This window comes from Glutamicibacter sp. St.4D3, from assembly GCF_059728615.1.
This window is the reverse complement of record NZ_AP039380.1, coordinates 19,760-39,403: the sequence shown is the minus strand read 5'-3', so window position 1 is coordinate 39,403 and position 19,644 is coordinate 19,760. Positions and strand designations below refer to the sequence as shown.

Sequence of the window (19,644 nt, the reverse complement as noted above, 5' to 3'; positions counted from 1 at the left end):
GGCCGGCGCACCGGGGCGGGGCTAGCGGCGCTTGCGGGGTTTGGGGTGGCGTCCCGGGGACGGCTTGCCGCCCGCCGCGGGCTTGCGCCCGGCCTTGCGTTCGGTGCGGGCCTGGTGCTGCTGCTTCTGGCGCACCGAGGCCTGCCGGGAACTGGTGGCGCTGCGCCCGCGCACCACCCCGATGAACTCCTCCACGATCTCAAGGTTCGCCGCGTCCACCGGCCAGCTAATGCCGATCTGGGTGGGTTGCCCGTCCTCGATCACGCGGTGGATGACGTCCTTGCGGGCGTGCAGCCGGGCCAGGCTCATCGGCATGCGGGCCACGAACGCGCCACTGGCCACCACCTCCAGCGCCATCTCCACCCCGCCGCGCTCGGGCGGGTAGTCCGCCAGGTCCAGCAGCGCAAACTTTTCCACCTCGGCGGCCGGAATGCTCTCGTCGTAGTACTCCACGTCGTGCTCACGGGCGGCGCACACCACCTCCAGCTCCTGGTAGAGCGGGATCACGTGGCGGGTCTCGTCCTTCGGCGACTGCCCGGGGGCGTAGCGCACGAACACCACATCGGCGCGCCCGGCGGACAGTTCCTCCAGGATCGGCCCGGCGTCGTGGCGCCGGGCGCTGAGCTCGATCTGCGGGTAGCGCTGGGCGAAACGGTCAATCCATTTGCCCGGAACCACCCCGGCGGCGTAGGTAATGCGTAGCTGTTGCACGCTTAAAGACTAATGCGTGGCCGCCGGATCCCGGTGGCCACGCATCTGCGGTGCGCAGTGTCCTACTTGTCGGTCTTCACAACCAGCACATCGCACGGTGCCGAGTGGGCGACCGAGGAGGCGACCGAACCCAGCACGCGGCCCAGGCCGCGCATGCCGACGTTGCCGACCACGATCATCGAGGCGTTGCGGGAGTTGGCCTCGGAGATCAGCACCTCGGCAGGCTTGCCGTGTCCGGCGGCGGCGGAGACGTTGGCCTCGGGCTGGGCGTCGCGCACGTCGCGGGCCACACGCTCGGCCAGCTTGCGGGCCTGCTCGGCGTCATCCAGGATCCAGGTGTCCGAGCCGATGGAGACGACCTCGGTGTTGTCCGAGGCGTGGGCGGTCACCACGACCAGTTCGGCACCGAGCTTGGCGCTCAGGTCGGCGGCGCGGCGCGCGGCCTTCAGTGCGGTTTCCGAGCCGTCAACGCCCACGATGATGGTTTCAGACATAATGCGTTTCTCCTTGGGTTGATGTTCCAGTTCTGTGCGTAGCACGCGCTTGTGCACACCACTCTATGTGATGCGTGCCACGTGAAAGTCCTTAGCCGGCGTGCTTCTTGAGGAATTCGACCGAGCGCTGCCAGGCCTGCCGGGCGTATTCGGGCTTGTAGTTGCCCGCCGGGTTCTGGTCATTGTGGAAGGCGTGGTCCGCGTCGTAGTAGTAGAAGGTGACCTCCGCCCCGGATTCGCGGCGGATCTGCTCTTCCTGGGCCCGGGCGTCCTCGACGGGGTAGAACCCGTCATGGATGGCGTAGTGGCCCTGGATGGCGGCCTTGACGCCCGTGTAGTCATCCGGCACCGCCTGGCCCACCCCGTAGAACGGGACGGCGGCGGAAATCTTCTCCCCCTGCTGGGCGGCCAGGTTCAGCACGAAGCCGCCACCCATGCAGAAGCCGATCGCACCGACCTTGGTGGAGGTGACCTCCTCGCGTCCCAGCAGGTAGTCCACGGCTCCGGCCAGCAGCCGGGCGCCTTCGGCCTCGGGCAGCTCGCTCATCATCTTGGCCGCTTCATCCCCGTCATGGGTGATCCAGCCGCCAAAGAGGTCCGGGGCCAGGGCGACGAACCCCTCGGCGGCCAGTCGGTCTGCCACGTCGCGGATGTGGTCGGTCAGGCCCCACCATTCCTGGATCACAATCACCCCGGGTCCGCGCCCGGATTCGGGCACCGCCAGGTATCCGTGGGCCTCGCCGTCGACCGAGTCGAAGGTGACGTTCTGATGGGGAGTTTTGACAGCCATGACACATCCTTAGTCGGGGTGACTTGAACTTTGATAACAGTCTATGTAATCGCCGGAGCCTTTGGCATTAATCGGTATCACAAAATCCAGCGGTTTCCGCACGTATTCGGCCCCCGGAATGAGACAACGCCGCCGGGCACCGCCACGGGGCGGAGACTCGACGGCGTTGGGCGGGGCGCCGGCGGCAGCGCCGATGCCGGGGGCGCTTTGCCTAGGCCATGGACGCCATCAGGTCGGCGCAGGCCAGGGCGCAGCGGCGGCAGGCCTCGGCGCAGATGCGGCAGTGCTCGTGCATCTCGGCGTGGCGTTCGCATTCCTCGGCGCACACCTCGCAGGCGGCCTGGCAGGCTTCGAGGATGGAGCGCAGCAGGGTCGGGTTCGCCCCGGTCTGCCGGGTCAGCACCGCGCCGGTGGCGGCACAGATGTCGGCACAATCCAGGTCGGTGCGGATACAGGTGCGTAGCTCTGCCACCATGTCCTCGGCCAGGCAGGCGTCGGCGCAGGCCGTGCAGACCTGGGCGCATTCAAAACAGGCAGCAATGCAGGCGTCCAACTTTTCGCGATCCACCCCGGCCAGGTCCTTCGGGTAGGTCTCGAGCATCGAGCTTACGTGCGTCATGATGTTCCCCTTTCCACAAGCGCGGTGCGCCGGTGGCTCCGGCTCACCTTGCTCACGACACTAGGGATAACCCCAGGAGCAGTACACCCGATTGAGCGTTTACCAAGGCGACGTGACGATCTCTCCCATGACCATGCTCCGACATCACATTCCATTCTGGGAATACAGCCAAGTCAGCGACTTCCGAGGCGTTGCAGAATGACGCCGCAGTGGCCTTAGACCTGAGAGGTGCCGAGGCTGCTTTCCAGGCGGCCCGCATCCGGGTAGGCGGCCTGGGTTCCCTTGGCGGTGGTGGCCAGCGCGGCGCTGCGCGAAGCGTAGGCCGCCGCGCTGTGCAGCGGGTCCCCGGCGGCCAGCCGCGCGGCCAGCGCCCCGGTAAACGCATCCCCGGCACCAGTGGTGTCAATCGCCTTGACCTTGGTCGGAGCGATGCGCACCGCCTCGATCCCGGCCTGGAGCACCACCGAGCCTGCACTGCCCAGGGTGATGACCGCATTCCTGATCCCCCGCGTGCTAAGCAGGTCGGTCACCGCAGACCAGGCCGCGAGGGGCGCCTGGGCATCGGGCAGCGGCTGCCCGCCCAGGAACTGGGAAGCCTCATGCACGTTGACCAGCAGCACGTCGGTGGCCTGGACCAGCGCCGGGTCCACCTCCGCGTAGGGGGAAAGGTTCAGCAGCACGGTGGCGCCATGCCGCTGGCCGGCCTGCGCGGCGGCCAGCACTGTATCGGGGGCAACCTCCAGGCACAGGCAGACCACGCCGGCCTGGGCAAAGCGCTGCTCCTCCTGCTCCACATCCTCACGGTCCAGGGTGCCGTTCGCGCCGGCGGAAATGACAATGGTGTTCTCCCCGCTGGCATCCACCGTGATCACCGCGACCCCGGTCTCCACCTGTCCCCGGCGGTAGACGCTGGAGACGTCAACTCCGGCGGCCCGGCAGGAATCCAGCAGCATCGCACCGTTCGCGTCGTTGCCCACGGCTCCGATCAGGGCCACCCGGCCCCCCAGTTTTGCGGCCGCCACGGCCTGGTTGGCGCTCTTGCCGCCCGGCCCGACGTTGAAGCCGTGCCCGTGCAGGGTTTCCCCGGGCTGGGGGTGGCGTTGGGTGTAGATCCCCAAATCGGCGTTCAGCGATCCGACTACGATAATTTCTCGTCCTGGTGTGGCGTTCATGCCTCGACCTCCGCATCGACGGGCTTGGGAATCAACAACGACGTGGCCAGGGCCAGCACGGTAATGACCAGGCCGGTGACCAGCACGGCCAGGTAGGACCCGTGTACGCCCAGCGGCGCCGCGGCCACCTGCACGGCCGGCAGCAGCAGGAAGCTGACCCCGGCACCGAGGTTAAACGCCCCGGCGTTCATCCCCGGCAGGAAGCCCGGGTTGCCCGGGGGTGAGAGGACCACGCCCAGTCCGTTGAGCATGATGTTCACCGTACCGGCATAGCAGATGCCCAACAACGCGCTGCCGGCGATCATCCACGGCAGGGAGTTCAGGCCCAGGACCAGGATCAGCACCAGGGACAGGATGGAGCCGATCATTCCGGCGCGCAGCACCGTGGTGTAGCCAAGGACCGGGGCCAGCCGTCCGCTGATGGGGCCGAACACCCAGCCCAGCAGGGCGTACGGGGTCAGGATCAGCAGCGCGGTCTGGGTGGCCCCGATGCCGAAGCCGGGCTCGGCGGCCTGGACGAAGGCCGGGATGATCCCGTTGATGACGGCGAAAATACCGGTCATCGTCAGCAGGGTGGTCAACAACGGCGCCCAGGTGGAACGCAGGCGCAGATGGCGGATCTGCACCATCGGCTCGGCGACCCGCTGTTCGGTGCGCCAGAACGCGGCAAAGCACAGTCCGGCGAGCGCCAGCAGCGCCAGTGAAATCAGCAGCGTGTCGGTGCTGAAGGCGCCAATGAGCGTGGCCGCCTCGTTCAGGGCCGTGAGCAGCGCACCCACGGCGATCACAATGTAGATGACTCCACGCCAGTCCATGCCGGTCCCCGCCTGCGGCTTGCTTTCGGCGCACAGCATCGCCACCGCGACGGTGGCCAGCAGGGCGAGCACGACCATGAACCAGAAGATCGAGCGGAACCCGAAGTTCTCAGCCAGGTAGCCGCCGAGGAAGGAGTCCACCCCGGCCACCCCGCCGTTCACGGCCAGGATCAATCCCATGAGGGTGCCGTAGCGTTTCGGGTCGCTCACCGCGCTGCGCAGCATCAGCAGGCACAGCGGCACGGTGGGCCCGGAGACGCCCTGGATGATGCGCCCGACGAACAGCCACCCGATGTTGGGGGCCAGCGCGGCGATCATCGAACCGACGGCGGTGGCCAGCATCATGCCCACCAGCACCCGCTTGCGCCCCACCACATCGCTGAAGCGCGGCAGGAAGAGGGAGAACAGTGCCGCCGTGGTGAAGAACCAGGTCTGGCTCAGCCCGATGGAGGCCTGGTCGGCGTTGAGTTCCTCGCCCATGGTGACCAGGGCCGGGGACAGCATGGAGGCGTTGAGCTGGAAGGCCACGCAGGCGGTGAGCAGGGCGATCATCAACCCCGCGGCATTGCGCCGGTCGGTTCCCGGCATCGCTGGGGCGCTCACCGGGCACCGGCGTTCTGTGCGGTGGGCAGCTGGACTTCACCGATGTTGTGCAGCGCCTGGATCACCAGGTCCCAGAAGCGTTCGTGGTCCAGCTCCATTGCCACCGAGGTGTTGCAGTCGGCGGGGGCCGGGGCGCGGAAGTCGGCGACGGTCATGCCCAGGGTCAGTGCGCCGGACAGTTCAATGTCCACCGGCACCTTGACGGTGGAGACCACGGTGGGGTCGATGACGTAGGCAACTGCGCAGGGGTCGTGCACCGGTGGGGCGTCAAAGCCCTGGGCGTCCTTGTAGGCGGCCTTGAAGAAGTCCATCAGTTCGCGCACGAAGCGGGCCGGGGCGGTGCCCACCGCTTCGATCCGTTCGATGACCTCGTCGGTCGCCAGCGCCTGGTGCGTCAGGTCCAGGCCCACCATCACCACCGGCCAGGATTCGTTGAAGACGATGTGCGCGGCCTCGGGGTCGATCTTGATGTTGAACTCGGCCACGGCCGACCAGTTGCCGACATGGCAGCCCCCGCCCATGAGCACCACTTCACGCACGCGCTCGACGATGCGTGGTTCCTTGCGGGCGGCAAGCGCAATATTGGTCAGCCCGCCGGTGGGCACCAGGGTGATTTCCCCCGGTTCGTGGCTCATGATCGTCTCGATGATCAGGTCCACGGCGTGGCGCCGATCCAGTTCAATGGCCGGTTCCGGCTGCAGCGGTCCATCCATCCCCGAATCCCCGTGGATGTCGGGGGCGTTTTCAATGGTGCGCACCAGCGGCCGGGCACAACCGGCGGCGAAGGGAACACCGGTGATTCCGGCGATGGTTCCCACGGCCAGCGCGTTGGCGGTGACCTTTTCCAGGGTCTGGTTGCCCACCACGGTGGTGACGGCCAACAGGTCGATCCGCGGGTTGCCATGGGCCAGCAGCAGTGCCACCGCGTCGTCATGCCCGGGGTCGCAGTCCAGGATGATCTTGCGCGGCGCATCGGGGTTCGTCACGGCCATCAGGTCCTCCACATCATTGGGGAACCGGCCGCTTGGGCCGGTACAGAGCTTGGTTCTGGGAAGATTCTGCTTCGTTAAGCGCTTTACGTCAAACGCTTAACTTGGCTTCGGGTTTGGGGTTCCCGCGCGCACCTGCCCCAGGGGGCGCAGCGGATAGGATAGTGACATGAATCCCAAGGACCCCAGCACCGGCGAACGGCCGCCTCGCCGCGTCACCGCGGCCATGGTGGCCCGCGCGGCCGGGGTCTCCACCGCCACCGTCTCCCTGGTGGCCAACGGCAAGGCCAGCGGACGGGTTTCCGAGCGCAACGTGCAAAAGGTGCGCCAGGCCATCAGCGATCTGGGGTACGTGGTGGACGGGATCGGCAGCTCCCTGGCCCGGGGCGTGAGCTCCACCGTCATCATGGTCGCCCCGGACATCTCCAACCCCTTCTTCGCCCGGCTGATCGCCGGGGTGCGCAAGGTCCTGGGTTCGGACTACCAGCTGCTGCTTTCGGTCACCGATCCCGGCCAGTCCCCCAGCGTCCCGGAGGTGCGCCGGCTGCTGGGCCTGCGTCCGGCGGGTCTGCTCATCGATGCGCCAAACCGGCAGTTCCTGAGCGAACTGGGTTCGCCCATCCCGGTGGTGGCCATCGACGCCCCCGACGCCCCGCCGCAGGTGCCGGCCGTCAACCTGGATGTCGCCCAGGGGGCCCGGGACATGGTCGAACACTTCGCCGGACTCGGGCACCGCAAGGTCGCGTACCTGGACGCGAACACCGGGACCGCCACCCTGCGCCAGCGCCAGCAGGCCTTCACCCATGCCGTGCACGAACACGGAATGCAGCTGCCCGAGGGGGCGGTGATCGCCACCACCATCGACGTGGGAGAGGCGGCCGCCGGTTTCGCCGCGGCGTGGCCGCAGTGGCAGGCGCAGGGGATCACCGCGATCGGCTGCGCCACCGACACCCACGCCTACGGGGTGCTGCAGGAGGCCCGGGTGGCCGGGCTGCAGCTTCCCGACGAGCTGGCCGTGGCCGGCTTCGATGACCTTCCCTACTCCTCCACCACCAATCCTCCATTGACCAGTATCAACCTGAACGCCGAAGGGCTGGGCAGCGGGGCCGCCCGGCAGCTGCGCCGGCTTATCGAGGGCGAACCGCTGGATGCCTCACATCTGGTGCTGCCCGGACAGCTGGTGGTGCGCGGCTCCACCGTCGCCCAAGCCTAGGGGCGAACAACACCAGGCCGGAACCCGGGGCAGAAGTGTGCAAGAATGCTGTTACCCATATCACTTTCACTACGGATCGTCGGGCACGTACCTGCCCGTGAAAGGAATGTCGTCATGGCATCTGTGACTTTTGAGAAAGCCACGCGTATCTATCCCGGTGCACTGGTCCCCTCGGTGGACGGCATCGACCTGGAAATCGCCGACGGGGAATTCCTCGTCCTGGTCGGCCCCTCGGGCTGCGGCAAGTCCACCACCCTGCGCATGCTGGCCGGGCTGGAGGAGGTGGACGGCGGGACCATCCGCATCGGGGACCGGGACGTCACGAACGTTCCACCCAAGGACCGGGATATTGCCATGGTCTTCCAGAACTATGCGCTGTACCCGCACATGAGCGTGGCGGAGAACATGGGTTTCGCCCTGAAGATCGCCGGGGTGGACAAGGAAGAACGGGCCCGGCGGGTGCGCGAGGCAGCGCAACTGCTGGATCTGGAACAGTACCTGGACCGCAAGCCGAAGGCGTTGTCCGGCGGCCAGCGCCAGCGCGTGGCCATGGGACGGGCGATTGTGCGCTCACCGCAGGTGTTCCTCATGGATGAGCCGCTGTCGAACCTGGACGCGAAGCTGCGCGTGCAGACCCGCACCCAGATCTCCTCGCTGACCCGCCGGCTCGGGGTCACCACCGTGTACGTCACCCACGACCAGGTGGAGGCGCTGACCATGGGAGACCGCGTGGCGGTCCTGAAGGAAGGCACCTTGCAGCAGGTGGGAACCCCGCGTGAACTCTACGACCGGCCCAACAACGTCTTCGTCGCCGGTTTCATCGGCTCCCCGTCCATGAACCTGCTGGAGCTCACCGAGACTGGGGGCCAGGTGGCCTTGGGCAACACGGCCTACCCCGCCCCGGGAGCCTCCGGCGGCACCACCTTCGGCATCCGTCCCGAGGATCTGCGCCGGGCAGCCCCGGGCGAGGGTGTCGAACTGCACGTGGACGTGGTGGAGGAACTCGGCGCGGACGCCTACATTTACGGCAGCGTGCACCTTGAGGGCAAGGACCACCCGGTGGTGATGCGGGTGGATGGGCGCAAGCCGCCGCGGCGGGGCGAGAAGATCAACATCGTCCCGGAGCCCGGACACATCCACCTGTTCGACACCGCCTCGGGCCAGCGCCTGACCCAGGCCTGACTTCCCACTGATGGTCCTGGCCGCCGTGTCCGGCGGCCAGGACCGGCCTAGTCGCGCTCCACCCGGTGCAATTCGACCTCCAGGCGGCGCCCCGTCACCACCACGCTCATCATGGTGCAGTGTGGCTGGCGGCGCCGGTCCGTGGGGGAACCGGGATTGAGCAGGCGCATCCCGCCGCGAGAAACCGTATCCCAGGGGATATGCGAGTGCCCGAACACCAGTACGTCGCTGCCGGCAAACGCCGCGTCCGCGCGTTCCTCACGGCGCCGGGCAGGCCCGGTCTCGTGAATGAGGGAGAACTTCAGCTCCTCCACGGTGAAGTGCGCGACTTCCGGCAGCCGCTGCCGCAAATCCGGACCGTCATTGTTCCCGTAGACCCCATGGAGCTGGCGGGCCCGGTTAAAGAGCAGTTCATAGGTCGGCAGATCGATCCAGTCCCCCGCATGAATCACGGCATCGGCGGCCGCAACGGCCTGAAGCACCGCAGAGGGCAGTTTCCTTGCCCGGGCGGGGACGTGGGTGTCGGCGAGCAGAAGAAGTCGTGTGGCCATGCCTTACATCTTCGGGCCTCGGCACGCCGGGGACAAGCGCCGAATCCAGACTGGCTCGCGGGGCCTGGGTTAAAGAAATATCCCGGGACATCAACTATGTGATGTCCCGGGATATCCGGTGTGTGCGCGAGGGGGGACTTGAACCCCCACGCCCTTGCGGGCACTGGCACCTGAAGCCAGCGCGTCTACCAATTCCGCCACTCGCGCTTGTTCGCTACTCTCGCAGCAACGAAAATAATCTTATACACACTCGATTCGATTCTCCTAATCGAAATGGGCAAATGTGGTTAGCGACACAATTGAAACTCTTTAGGTGTCCAAATCGTTGCCGTATCGTCGGACTGCGTGCAGTTGGCATCCTGCATTTCCACAGCCGAAAACAGTAAGATCGACAGAGACGTTCCGCGCCACACGGGTCGCAGGAACCAAGCACTTGCCCTGCGACATGCGTGAATCTAAGAAAGGAGCGCTCGAAATGAGCTTTCTCGACAACGTCGAACGTGGTCTAGAGAAGGTCGTCACCAGCTTCTTTCGTGGCAACAGCAGCGCGGAGATCAAACCGGTGGAACTGACTACTGCCCTGCGCAATGAAATGGACCGGGGCATCCTGGCCATCAGCGAAGGGCGCAGCCTTGCCCCCAACGACTTTGTCGTACACCTGAGCAACGATGACTACCAGACCGCCAAGGCCTGGGGTTCCTCGGTTGTCAACGAAATGGCCAAGGTTACCGCCGAGCACGCGATGAGCCAGGGATACTCGGTGCGGGACAACATCCGCATTCACTTCGTGGGCGAAGAGGACCGCCGCCGCGGTGAAGTCGAGATCAGCGCCTCCATCAAGGAAGGCGCGGCAGGCGCCGCCGCCTCCGCGTCGGTAAAGAATCCAGCTCCCGCTCCCACACCGGCCGCAGCACCGGCTCCGGCAACCCCGGCGGCCGAGCAGCCACGCACCACCGCCCAGCCGCGGGCCGCGGCCCGCCCCGAACCGGCACGCGCCGCCCCGGCACCGGTGGCCAAACAGGCCGTGCTGGAGGTTGATGGCCAGCGCTATGCCCTGCACCATCATTCGATTGTGCTGGGCCGTTCAGCCTCCACCGACATCCCGATCGATGACCCGGGCGTTTCCCGGCAACATTTCCGTGTCGAACAAAGAGGAGATGACTACGTGGTGCTCGATCTGGGGTCCACCAACGGCACCTTCGTCGACGGCCGCAAGGTCAACGGCGAGACCCGGGTGGGCGATGGCTCGGTCATTTCCCTGGGCAAGACCAAGGTTGTCTTCCGACTCATCGCCCAGGGGCAGAAGGGACGCGCATGAACGACCTGCTGCTCGCCCTGTTCCGCCTGGGCTTCCTGGTTCTGCTGTGGCTTCTGGTGCTCAGCGTCGTGGGCGCCATGCGCCGTGACCTGGTCATCGGGACCCGCGCCCGCACCGGCCAGCCCAGCGCCCGGGCGATCAAGAAGAACCCGACACTGGCTGAACCCGAACCGACCGCCCGCAAGACGGCCACCGCCCTGCAGGTGGTGGAAGGCCCACTTTCCGGCCGCGAAATCAAGCTTGACGGCCAGCCGATCCTCTTTGGGCGCGCCCAGGATGCAACCGTCGTGTTGGAAGACGACTACGCCTCCGGTCGCCACGCCCGGCTCTTCCCGCAGGGTTCGCGCTGGTTCCTGGAGGACCTGGGATCCACCAACGGCACCTTTATCGGGGAGAACCAGCTGTCGCGTCCGCAGCCCGTGGAATTGGGCCAGCGGATCCGCATTGGCAAGACTGTGCTGGAGTTGAAGGCCTAGCCTATGGCATTGAAGCTCAAGTTTGCCGCCCTGTCAGACGTAGGCCGAGTGCGTTCAAAGAACGATGATTCGGCCTACGTTGGCGAGTACCTGGCGGTGCTGGCCGACGGCATGGGCGGGCATGTCGGTGGCGACGTGGCTTCGGCCTCCACCGTGCTGGATTTGATCCACCTGGACCGCCGCTACACCCCGGACCCGCAGAACGCGCTGCCCGATGAGATCCAGGCGGCGAACCTGGTGCTGAACGAACTGGTGGGCGCGAACCCGAAGCTTTCGGGCATGGGCACCACCGTGACCTCGCTGCTGCTCTCCGAGGAAACGCTGCACCTGGCGCACATCGGCGACTCGCGCGCCTACCGCCTGAAGGACGGGGTGTTCGAGCAGATCAGCCGGGACCACACGTTCGTGCAGCGCCTGGTCGAGGAAGGCCGAATCCGCCCCGAGGAAGCATCGGTGCACCCGCACAAGAACGTGCTGCTGCGCGTCCTTGGCGATTCGGATGCCTCCCCCGAACTGGACATCCAGCAGCTGCCGGCCGCGGTCGGTGAACGCTGGCTGCTGTGCTCCGACGGCCTGACCGATGTGGTGCCCGACGAAATCATTGAGCAGGCGATGCGCACCACCGCGGACCTGGAGGAGATCGCGGCCGACCTGGTGGCCACGACCCTGCACAACGGGGCGCCGGACAACGTCACCATCGTCCTGTTCGACATTGTCGAAACTCCTGACCTGCCCCCGGTCCAGGCGGTCTCCGGGGAGCCGGAACCGGACACCGGACAGCTGACGATCGCCGTGGAGGGTGACATCGAGGCCAGCGCCTCGCTGATCCGCCATGAGATCTCCCAGCGCCCGCACGTACTGGTGGGCGCCGCCGACCTGGCCACCCAGACCGGGCAGATCCCGGTGGTAACCCAGAGCACCGGTGAGCGCCGCGCCGCGGCCCTGCTCACCCACCGTTCACCGGAAGCGGGCGACATGCTCGACCCGCTCGAGAGCCACGGCCCGCGTCGACGCTGGTTCCTGCCGGCGCTGCTGACCCTGATGAGCGTGCTGGTGGTGATCGTCGGCGCGTGGGGCTACCTGTGGACCCAAACCCAGTATTTCGTGGCTCCCAAGGACGGCAATGTGGCCATCTACCGCGGGGTGCCCCAGGAATTGGGGCCGATCTCCCTCTCCGAGGTGGAGTCGGTCAGCAATATCCCGCTCGAGGCCCTGCCCACCTATTCGCGTCAGCGGGTCGAGTCCTCGCTCTACGCGCAGGACCTGAACCACGCCCAGGCGATGGTGCACGAACTGCTGGTGACCGCCAAGCAGAAATGTCCGGTGCAGGCCCCGGCCAAGGACGACCAGAACAATGACCAGGAACCCGTGCCCGCCTACTGTGAGGAGATCATGCAATGAGCGAATTGCAGACAGCACCGGTTCCCCGGCGCAATTTCGAACTCCTCCTGCTCGTGCTCGCCCTGGGAGTTGGCTTCGCCGCCTTCTACCTGATCGGGACCGCCACCGAGGAAACCGACCGCAGCGGCTTCGTGTTGGAGATGGGGATCCTCAGTGGCCTGGCGCTGCTGGTCCACATCCTATTGCGGCTTTTCGCCAAATATTCTGATCCGGTAATACTTCCGATCACGATCGCCCTGAACTCGCTGGGTCTGGCCATGATCTACCGCCTGGACCTGGCAAAGTCCACGGAGCAATCGTTCCGCCAGCTGCTGTGGACGGGCATCGCCATGCTCATCGCCGCGGTGGTGATGTGGGCGGTGCGCGATCACCGCAACCTGCGCCGCTTTACCTATATCGCCCTGCTGGCATCCATTGTGCTGCTGCTGCTTCCGATGATTCCCGGGCTCGGGGTGACCATCAACGGCGCGCGGATCTGGGTCCGGGTGGCCGGGTTCTCCCTGCAGCCCGGTGAGCTGGCCAAGATCACCCTGTCGATCTTCTTCGCCGGCTATCTCTCCTCCAACCGCGACCTGATCCTGATGGCCGGGCGCAAGGTCGGTCCCATGCAGCTGCCGCGCATGCGGGACATGGCGCCCATGGTGGTCGCCTGGATCCTGTCCATCGGCGTGCTGGTGGTCCAGCGCGACCTGGGGTCCTCGATCCTGTTCTTCGGCCTGTTCATCGTGATGATCTACGTGGCCACCGCCCGCATCTCCTGGGTGGTCATCGGCCTGCTGATGGTGGCGGTCGGCGGCGTGTTCGCCGCGACCACCATGAGCCACGTGACCCGACGCCTGACCACCTGGCTGGACGCGTTCAACCCGGACATCTACTACGCCACCGGCGGCAGCATGCAGATCGTCGAGGGCCTGTTCGGCATGGCCGACGGCGGGCTGATCGGCACGGGGCTGGGCAACGGTTCGCCCTACCGGGTGCCGCTGGCCAACTCGGACATGATCATCGCCTCCTTCGGCGAGGAGCTGGGGCTGATCGGCGTGGCCGCCATCATCATGCTCTACCTGCTGCTGGTCTCCCGTGGGCTGCGCGCCGCACTGGGATCGCGAGACAGCTTCGGCAAGCTGCTGGCCACCGGCCTGTCCTTCACCCTGGCGCTGCAGTGCATCGTGATCATTGGCGGGGTCACCCGGCTGATCCCGCTCACCGGTCTGGCCACCCCGTTCATGGCGGCCGGCGGATCCTCACTGCTGGCGAACTGGATCATTGTGGCGCTGCTGCTGCTGATCTCCCACAACTCACGCAGACCAATGACCGGGCATGTGGGCCCGACCGATGAAGTGGCCACCCCCGGTGCCAGCGATCCGAAGGCGGTGAAAAGCTAGTGAATCAGGCCATTCGGCGCGTTTGGGTTGCCCTGATGGTGATGTTCCTGGTCTGTTTCGGGGCGCTGAGCTATATCCAGTTCTTCGCCGCCGACCAGCTGGCGGGCAACGCCCTGAACAAGCGTGAGCTGTACCGTGAATTCGACATGCCCCGTGGGGCGATCCTGGTGGACGGCAAGCCGATCGCGGAGTCGGTGCCAACCGAGGACGGGCAGTTCACCTACCAGCGCGTCTACAACGACCCGGAAGTGTACGCGCACCTGACCGGCTTCTACTCGTTGGCCAACATGTCCACTCATCTGGAAAGCGAACTGAACGACTGGCTGACCGGCAAGAGCTCCGACCTGCTCTTTGACCGGCTCTCCGCGCTGTTCACCGGCAAGACCACCGAGGGCGCCTCGGTGGAGCTGACCATCGACGACGAGCTGCAGCACAAGGCGTTCAACATGCTGCCCGACGGACTGCGCGGCACCATCATCGTCACCGATGTGAAGACCGGCGACGTGTTGGCCATGGCCTCCAAGCCCAGCTACAACCCGAACAAGCTCTCGGTGCATTCCACCAAGGCCGCCTCGGAGAACCTGAAGAAGCTGACCGGCGTCAAGGGTCTGAGCCCGTACGTCAACCCGGCGCTGGGCAACCGGTTCAGCCCCGGGTCGACCTTCAAGATCCTGGATCTGGTCACCGGGCTGGAGTCCGGGAAGTACGACATGGACACCCCGGTCCCCAACCCGCAGCAGGTGAACATCCAGGGCGCGAAGATCAGCAACTTCGCCGAGGGAATCTGCGCCAACCGGACGCAGGCGGATCTGCGCTTCATCACCGCGCAGAGCTGCAACACGCCGTTCGCGCAGATGAGCGAGAAGCTGGGTTCGGCACCGTTCGAGGACGTGGCCGAGCGCTTCGGCTTCAACCAACAGCTGAACATCCCGCTGAAGGTAACCGAAAGCCAGTTCAAGCCCAACATGAGCGCCGGCGAACTGGCCCAGTCGGTCATTGGCCAGCGTGACGTGCAGGCCACCCCACTGCAGATGAACATGGTGGCCATGGGCATCGCCAACGACGGGGTGATCATGCAGCCGAACCTGGTCAAGAAGGTCATCGCCCCGGACCTGCGGGTCCTGGAGGAGACCAAGCCGAAGGAGTTCTCCACGGCCACCACCAAGGAGGTGGCCAACAAGGTCGCCGAACTGATGAAGGGCCCGGTGCAGTCCGGCACGGCGATGCGGGCCAACGTGCCCGGCGTGGACCTGCGGGTCAAGACCGGCACCGCGGATGTGCCGGATGACCAGCCGGGGCGCACGGTGAACTCCTGGGTGACCGGCTTCGCCCCGGGCGATGACCCCGAAGTGGCCATCACGGTGGCCTTTGAAAGAATTGACTACGACAAGAACCACCGGTTGGCGGTTTCCCTTATGAAGCAAATGACAGAGGCGGTGTTCAACCAGTGAGACCAGTTACCGGTACTACATTGGGAGGTCGCTACAAGCTGACCGACCGCATCGCGATCGGTGGCATGGGCGAAGTCTGGAAGGCTCGCGACCAGGTGCTGGGTCGGCTGGTGGCCATCAAGATCCTCAAGGAGGAGTACACCGGCAACGAGGGCTTCCTCACGCGCTTCCGCGTGGAGGCCCGGCACACCGCACTGCTGAACCACCCGGGCATCGCCGGCGTCTTCGACTACGGCGAGGAAGAGGGCTCGGCCTACCTGGTCATGGAACTGGTGCCCGGCCCGCCGCTGTCAACCATCATTGAACGGGACCGCAAGCTGGATGTGGACCGCACGCTGTCGCTGATCGCCCAAACCGCCCGGGCCCTGGCCGCAGCGCACGAGCACGGGCTGGTGCACCGTGACGTGAAGCCGGGCAACATCCTGGTCACCCCCTCGGGCAAGGTGAAGATCACCGACTTCGGCATCGCCCGACTGGCCGACCAGGTCCCGCTGACCGCCACCGGCCAGGTGATGGGCACCGCCCAGTACCTGGCCCCGGAACAGGCCACCGGGCAGACCGCCACCGGCAGCTCGGACATCTACGCGCTGGGCGTCATCGGCTACGAGTTGCTGGCCGGACGCCGGCCCTTCACCGGCGAATCCCAGATCGCCATCGCACTGGCCCAGGTCAACGACACTCCCCCGCCGCTGCCCGAATCCATTCCGGCCCCGGTGCGCCAGCTGATCATGTCCATGCTGGCCAAGGACCCGGCCGACCGCCCGAAGAACGCCAACGCCCTGGCCGACGCCGCCGAGGCCCTGCGCCACGAGGACACGCACACCGCGGTGCTCGCGGTGCCGGGCATGCTGCGCACCGGGATCGAGGACACCGCCACCCAGGCGATGAACCTGGACGATGAGAAGACCCAGGCGGTGCCCACCCAGGACACCACGGTGCAGGCTGCCGCCCCGGCCACCAGCGCCCTGCCGGTCACCCCGGCGGCCACCCAGTCGCTGCAGGCCTCCTCCAGCTACCAGGACTTCGACTCCGATGGGCTGGCGGACAACGAGGACGCCCACGACCAGGAGGAGAGGAAGCGCGCCCCGTGGCTGGTCCCGCTGATCGTGGTCATCGTCCTGGCGGTGCTGATCGCCCTGGGCGCCTGGCTGATGCCGATGTTCACCGGCGCCAGCGACGATGATGAGTCCAGCGTCTCCCCCACGGTGAGCGCGAGCGAGACCAGCAGCGAGCCGAGCGAGGAAACCACCGAGCCGACGCAGAGCACCACCGCCGCCAGCTCCCCTTCCGAGGATGCGCAGTCGCCGAAGACGGTGCAGGTCAGCAACGCCTTGCTCGGCCAGCACATTGATGCGGTCACCGCGCAGCTGCGGGACCTGGGCCTGAAGGTGGACGCGGTGGCTCGGCCCATGCAGGACGAGGATCCGGGCAACGTCACCGACATTTCCCCGATGGGCACCGTCAATGCGGGATCGACCGTGCGGGTCACCTACGCCATTGCCCCGGAAACCGTGGAGGTGCCCGGCGTGCTCGGCCAGTCCTCCAGTGCCGCCAGGTCGCAGCTGAAACAGGCCGGCCTGTCGGTCGGCTCGGTGACCGAGCGTGCCAGCGACGAGCCGGCCGGCACCGTGCTGAGCCAAAGCCCGGCCGCCGGCAGCAGCCAGACCCCGGGGAGCAAGGTCAGCCTGGTCATCTCCTCCGGCCCGGAGCCCAGCCCCGAGCCGACCGAAGCCACCTCCTCGGCACCGGCCGAGACTTCCTCCCCTGCCGCCGCCCCCTCCTCCTCGCCCACCGCATCGGCCACGGAAGATAACTGATGAACGAACAGTCAGTGCTTCCGCCGGGCGTGCCCGACCTGGTGGCCGGGCGCTACGAGCTGCAGTCGCTGATCGGGCGCGGCGGGATGGCGGACGTGTACCTGGGCATGGACCGGGTGCTTTCCCGGAAGGTCGCCATCAAGCTGCTGCGCCCGGACATGGCGCGCGATTCGATGGTGGTGGCGCGCTTTGAGCGTGAGGCCAAGGCGGTGGCCGGGCTCAGCCACCCGAACATCGTGGGCGTCTACGACACCGGGGTCATCCCGGCAGGGGACACCCGGCCCGATGAGCTGCCCTACATCGTGATGGAGTACGTCACCGGTCGCACGCTGCGCCAAATGCTGAAGGAAGAGCGGATCGAACCCGAGTTCGCCGTGGACGTGATGCACGGGGTCTGCCAGGCGCTGGAGCACTCGCACGCGAACCACGTGGTGCACCGGGACATCAAGCCGGCCAACGTCATGGTCACCGACGACGGGCACGTCAAGCTCATGGACTTCGGCATCGCCCGGGCCGTGAACGACTCCTCGGCCACGATGACCCAGACCGCCGCGGTGGTGGGCACCGCCCAGTACCTCTCCCCGGAGCAGGCACGCGGGGAGATCGTGGACCACCGCACCGACATCTACTCCGCCGGCTGCCTGCTCTATGAACTGCTGGTGCACGAGCCACCCTTCACCGGGGACTCCCCGGTATCGGTGGCGTACCAGCACGTCGGCGAGGACCCGGTGCCGCCCAGCGAGGCAAACCCGGACGTTCCACAGATCTACGATGCTGTGGTGCTCAAGGCGCTGGCCAAGGAACGCGACGACCGTTTCGACTCGGCCGCGGACCTGTCCCGGGCCCTGGACGACGCGTTGCACGGCATCCCCTACCAGGACCCGCAGCTGGCCACCAGCACCCAGCCCACGGTCGCCCTCTACCAGGAGCCGACCCAGGCGATGGACGCCGAGGCCGCCGCATACGATGCGTCCGCCACCCGTCCGCCGACCGACGAGCACCCGGTGTTCGCCAGCCGCCAGCAGCTGCACGACGCCACCCGGCGGCACAAGTCCAACCGCGGCATGTTCTGGCTGATCTCCATCATTGCCGCGATCGCGGTCATCGTCGCCGGCTTCATGGTCTACCGGATGGTCCAGCTGGACCAGGAGCGCAACGCCCCGGTGGGCATCCCGAACGTGGAAAAGCTCTCCGAGGAGGAAGCCACCGCCCAGCTGACCGCGCTGAACCTGAACGTGCAGGTGGAGCACGAATACAGCGACGCCGTCGACGAGGACCTGGTGGTGCGCACCGACCCGAAGAGCGGTGCCTCGGTGCCCAAGGAAAGCCTGGTGCGCCTGTACATCTCCGACGGCTCTGAACAGCGCACCATCCCCGATTCGCTGGCAAACCAGACCGAGGTCGCCGCGCGCGAGGCACTGCGTGAAGCCGGGCTGGAAGTTGGCGAAGTCACCAGGATCAACCATCCAAGCATCCCCACCGACTGGGTGGTGCAGACCAGCCCGGAAATGGGTTCCAAGGTCAAGGTCGGCTCGCAGGTAGACCTGATCCTGTCCACCGGCAAGGTCACCGTCCCGGATGTCACCGGGTCCAGCCTGGATGACGCCAAGGCGAAGCTCGAGGCCGATGACCTCGGCCTGAAGGTGCAGTACACCTATGAGGAGAGCAGCGAAGCCGTCGACACCGTGCTCGAGCAGTCCTCCGGCCCGAACGAGGATGTGGAACAGGGCAGCACCATCCAGCTGACCATCGCCCGGGCGGCCGCCTCTTCCAGCCCTTCGCCGGATGAATCGGATGAGTCCAGCGAATCCCCCAGCGAGAGCCCTTCGCCCTCGGCCAAGGAGGACTAGCTCCCTGTCTCCCGCCCCGGGCGGGAGGCTACGCGGAGAAGAGCGGGCTGAGTCCGGCGGCTTTGGCAGCGGCTCCCTCGAGCCCCACAAACTGCAGCCAGTTGCCCAGCATCAGGTAGCCATCCTGGGTCAGCACCGATTCCGGGTGGTACTGCAGCCCCCATAGCGGCGCGGTGCGGTGCGCCAGACCCATCACTACCCCGTCCTCGGTTTCGCAGATGATTTCCAGTTCCTGCGGGATCGTGGAGCGCACCGCGGCCAGTGAGTGGTAGCGGGTTGCCGTGAACGGGTTGGCCACCTGCGCGAAGACCGGATGCTCAGCATGGCGCACCAGCGAGGTCTTGCCGTGCATCAGCTGTTCGGCGTGGGTCACCGTGCCACCGTAGGCCTCGGCGAGGGCCTGATGCCCCAGGCAGACCCCAAGCATCGGCTTGTTGTGCTCGCCGCACCATTTGATCAGGTCAATGCTGACCCCGGCCCCGGCCGGATCCCCCGGCCCAGGCGAGATGAGCACCCCGTCATGCTCCTGGGCCAGCGCAATGGCCCCGGAAAGGTCCCGGTCGTCGTTGCGGATGACCGTGGTCTGCGCCCCCAGCTCCTGCAGGTATCCGACGAGGGTGTAGACAAAGCTGTCGTAGTTGTCGATCACCAGGATCTTTGTCGCACTCACAGTATCCTCAAACCAATCGTCGACTCGGTAAAGGGGCTGAACTGGCTCAGCCACGGGAAAACATACACCATCAGTAATAGTACGACTGCGGCAATCAGAATCAGTGCCTGGATGACGCGAAACCACAGCGGTCCGGGCAA

18 protein-coding genes and 1 tRNA gene are annotated in these 19,644 nt (G+C 66.5%); 9 read left to right on the top strand and 10 right to left on the bottom strand.

The window, feature by feature from the left end:
- Positions 1-21: 21 nt before the first annotated feature.
- The 7 genes from AC6I21_RS00195 to uriH form a co-directional block, all read right to left on the bottom strand.
- Positions 22-711, bottom strand: a complete 690-nt coding sequence (locus tag AC6I21_RS00195) for a LysR family transcriptional regulator substrate-binding protein (RefSeq protein ID WP_346922646.1) — start codon at positions 709-711, stop codon at positions 22-24.
- A 62-nt stretch (positions 712-773) separates the two neighbouring features.
- Positions 774-1,205, bottom strand: coding sequence for a universal stress protein (locus AC6I21_RS00190; protein WP_138173182.1), 432 nt, complete (start codon positions 1,203-1,205; stop codon positions 774-776).
- Positions 1,206-1,296: 91 nt separating this feature from the next.
- The gene (locus AC6I21_RS00185) at positions 1,297-1,995 is read right to left on the bottom strand and encodes a dienelactone hydrolase family protein (RefSeq protein WP_138173184.1); all 699 of its coding nucleotides are present in this window, start codon (positions 1,993-1,995) and stop codon (positions 1,297-1,299) included.
- Positions 1,996-2,206: 211 nt separating this feature from the next.
- A complete protein-coding gene (locus AC6I21_RS00180; RefSeq protein WP_497762841.1) occupies positions 2,207-2,614 on the bottom strand; it encodes a four-helix bundle copper-binding protein in 408 nt (135 codons plus the stop codon).
- A 215-nt stretch (positions 2,615-2,829) separates the two neighbouring features.
- A complete protein-coding gene (locus AC6I21_RS00175; protein ID WP_497762840.1) occupies positions 2,830-3,786 on the bottom strand; it encodes a ribokinase in 957 nt (318 codons plus the stop codon).
- Positions 3,783-5,189: a uridine transporter UriT gene (gene uriT / locus AC6I21_RS00170; RefSeq protein ID WP_138927123.1), complete on the bottom strand. Its 1,407-nt coding sequence runs from the start codon at positions 5,187-5,189 to the stop codon at positions 3,783-3,785. Before uriT ends, AC6I21_RS00175 begins: the two co-directional genes overlap by 4 nt.
- An 11-nt stretch (positions 5,190-5,200) precedes the next feature.
- Complete coding sequence (gene uriH / locus AC6I21_RS00165; protein WP_138173190.1) at positions 5,201-6,196, bottom strand: uridine-preferring nucleoside hydrolase UriH; 996 nt, start codon at positions 6,194-6,196, stop codon at positions 5,201-5,203.
- A 166-nt stretch (positions 6,197-6,362) separates the two neighbouring features.
- Between uriH and AC6I21_RS00160 the strand changes: the two genes are divergently transcribed.
- Together AC6I21_RS00160 and AC6I21_RS00155 are read left to right on the top strand one after the other, a co-directional pair.
- Positions 6,363-7,406 (top strand): LacI family DNA-binding transcriptional regulator, encoded by a 1,044-nt coding sequence (locus AC6I21_RS00160; RefSeq protein WP_497762839.1) that lies wholly within the window; start codon positions 6,363-6,365, stop codon positions 7,404-7,406.
- A gap of 114 nt (positions 7,407-7,520) precedes the next feature.
- Positions 7,521-8,588 carry an ABC transporter ATP-binding protein gene (locus AC6I21_RS00155; RefSeq protein ID WP_497762838.1) on the top strand — a complete coding sequence of 356 codons (1,068 nt, stop codon included), beginning with the start codon at positions 7,521-7,523 and terminating at the stop codon, positions 8,586-8,588.
- A gap of 47 nt (positions 8,589-8,635) precedes the next feature.
- On the opposite strand, the gene AC6I21_RS00150 is transcribed toward AC6I21_RS00155, so the two are convergent.
- Together AC6I21_RS00150 and AC6I21_RS00145 are read right to left on the bottom strand one after the other, a co-directional pair.
- Entirely contained in the window at positions 8,636-9,139 is a 504-nt protein-coding gene (locus tag AC6I21_RS00150; RefSeq protein WP_497762837.1) for a metallophosphoesterase family protein, read from the bottom strand.
- 123 nt (positions 9,140-9,262) lie between these two features.
- A tRNA-Leu gene (locus tag AC6I21_RS00145) sits at positions 9,263-9,346 on the bottom strand.
- A gap of 268 nt (positions 9,347-9,614) precedes the next feature.
- Here AC6I21_RS00145 and AC6I21_RS00140 point away from each other — a divergent pair.
- The 7 genes from AC6I21_RS00140 to pknB are packed head-to-tail and all read left to right on the top strand — an operon-like array spanning position 9,615 to position 18,834.
- A complete protein-coding gene (locus tag AC6I21_RS00140) occupies positions 9,615-10,457 on the top strand; it encodes an FHA domain-containing protein (protein ID WP_138176408.1) in 843 nt (280 codons plus the stop codon).
- Entirely contained in the window at positions 10,454-10,933 is a 480-nt protein-coding gene (locus AC6I21_RS00135) for an FHA domain-containing protein FhaB/FipA (protein ID WP_054821811.1), read from the top strand. Before AC6I21_RS00140 ends, AC6I21_RS00135 begins: the two co-directional genes overlap by 4 nt.
- A gap of 3 nt (positions 10,934-10,936) precedes the next feature.
- Positions 10,937-12,334, top strand: a complete 1,398-nt coding sequence (locus AC6I21_RS00130; RefSeq protein ID WP_346922433.1) for a PP2C family protein-serine/threonine phosphatase — start codon at positions 10,937-10,939, stop codon at positions 12,332-12,334.
- Positions 12,331-13,716, top strand: a complete 1,386-nt coding sequence (locus tag AC6I21_RS00125) for an FtsW/RodA/SpoVE family cell cycle protein (RefSeq protein WP_497762836.1) — start codon at positions 12,331-12,333, stop codon at positions 13,714-13,716. Before AC6I21_RS00130 ends, AC6I21_RS00125 begins: the two co-directional genes overlap by 4 nt.
- Entirely contained in the window at positions 13,716-15,167 is a 1,452-nt protein-coding gene (locus tag AC6I21_RS00120) for a penicillin-binding transpeptidase domain-containing protein (protein ID WP_138176412.1), read from the top strand. The genes AC6I21_RS00125 and AC6I21_RS00120 overlap by 1 nt, the downstream gene beginning before the upstream one ends.
- A complete protein-coding gene (locus AC6I21_RS00115; protein ID WP_497762835.1) occupies positions 15,164-16,984 on the top strand; it encodes a protein kinase domain-containing protein in 1,821 nt (606 codons plus the stop codon). Before AC6I21_RS00120 ends, AC6I21_RS00115 begins: the two co-directional genes overlap by 4 nt.
- Positions 16,984-18,834: a Stk1 family PASTA domain-containing Ser/Thr kinase gene (gene pknB, locus AC6I21_RS00110; protein ID WP_497762834.1), complete on the top strand. Its 1,851-nt coding sequence runs from the start codon at positions 16,984-16,986 to the stop codon at positions 18,832-18,834. Before AC6I21_RS00115 ends, pknB begins: the two co-directional genes overlap by 1 nt.
- Before the next feature lie 28 nt (positions 18,835-18,862).
- On the opposite strand, the gene AC6I21_RS00105 is transcribed toward pknB, so the two are convergent.
- Entirely contained in the window at positions 18,863-19,504 is a 642-nt protein-coding gene (locus tag AC6I21_RS00105; RefSeq protein ID WP_138176417.1) for an anthranilate synthase component II, read from the bottom strand.
- Positions 19,505-19,644 lie beyond the last annotated feature (140 nt).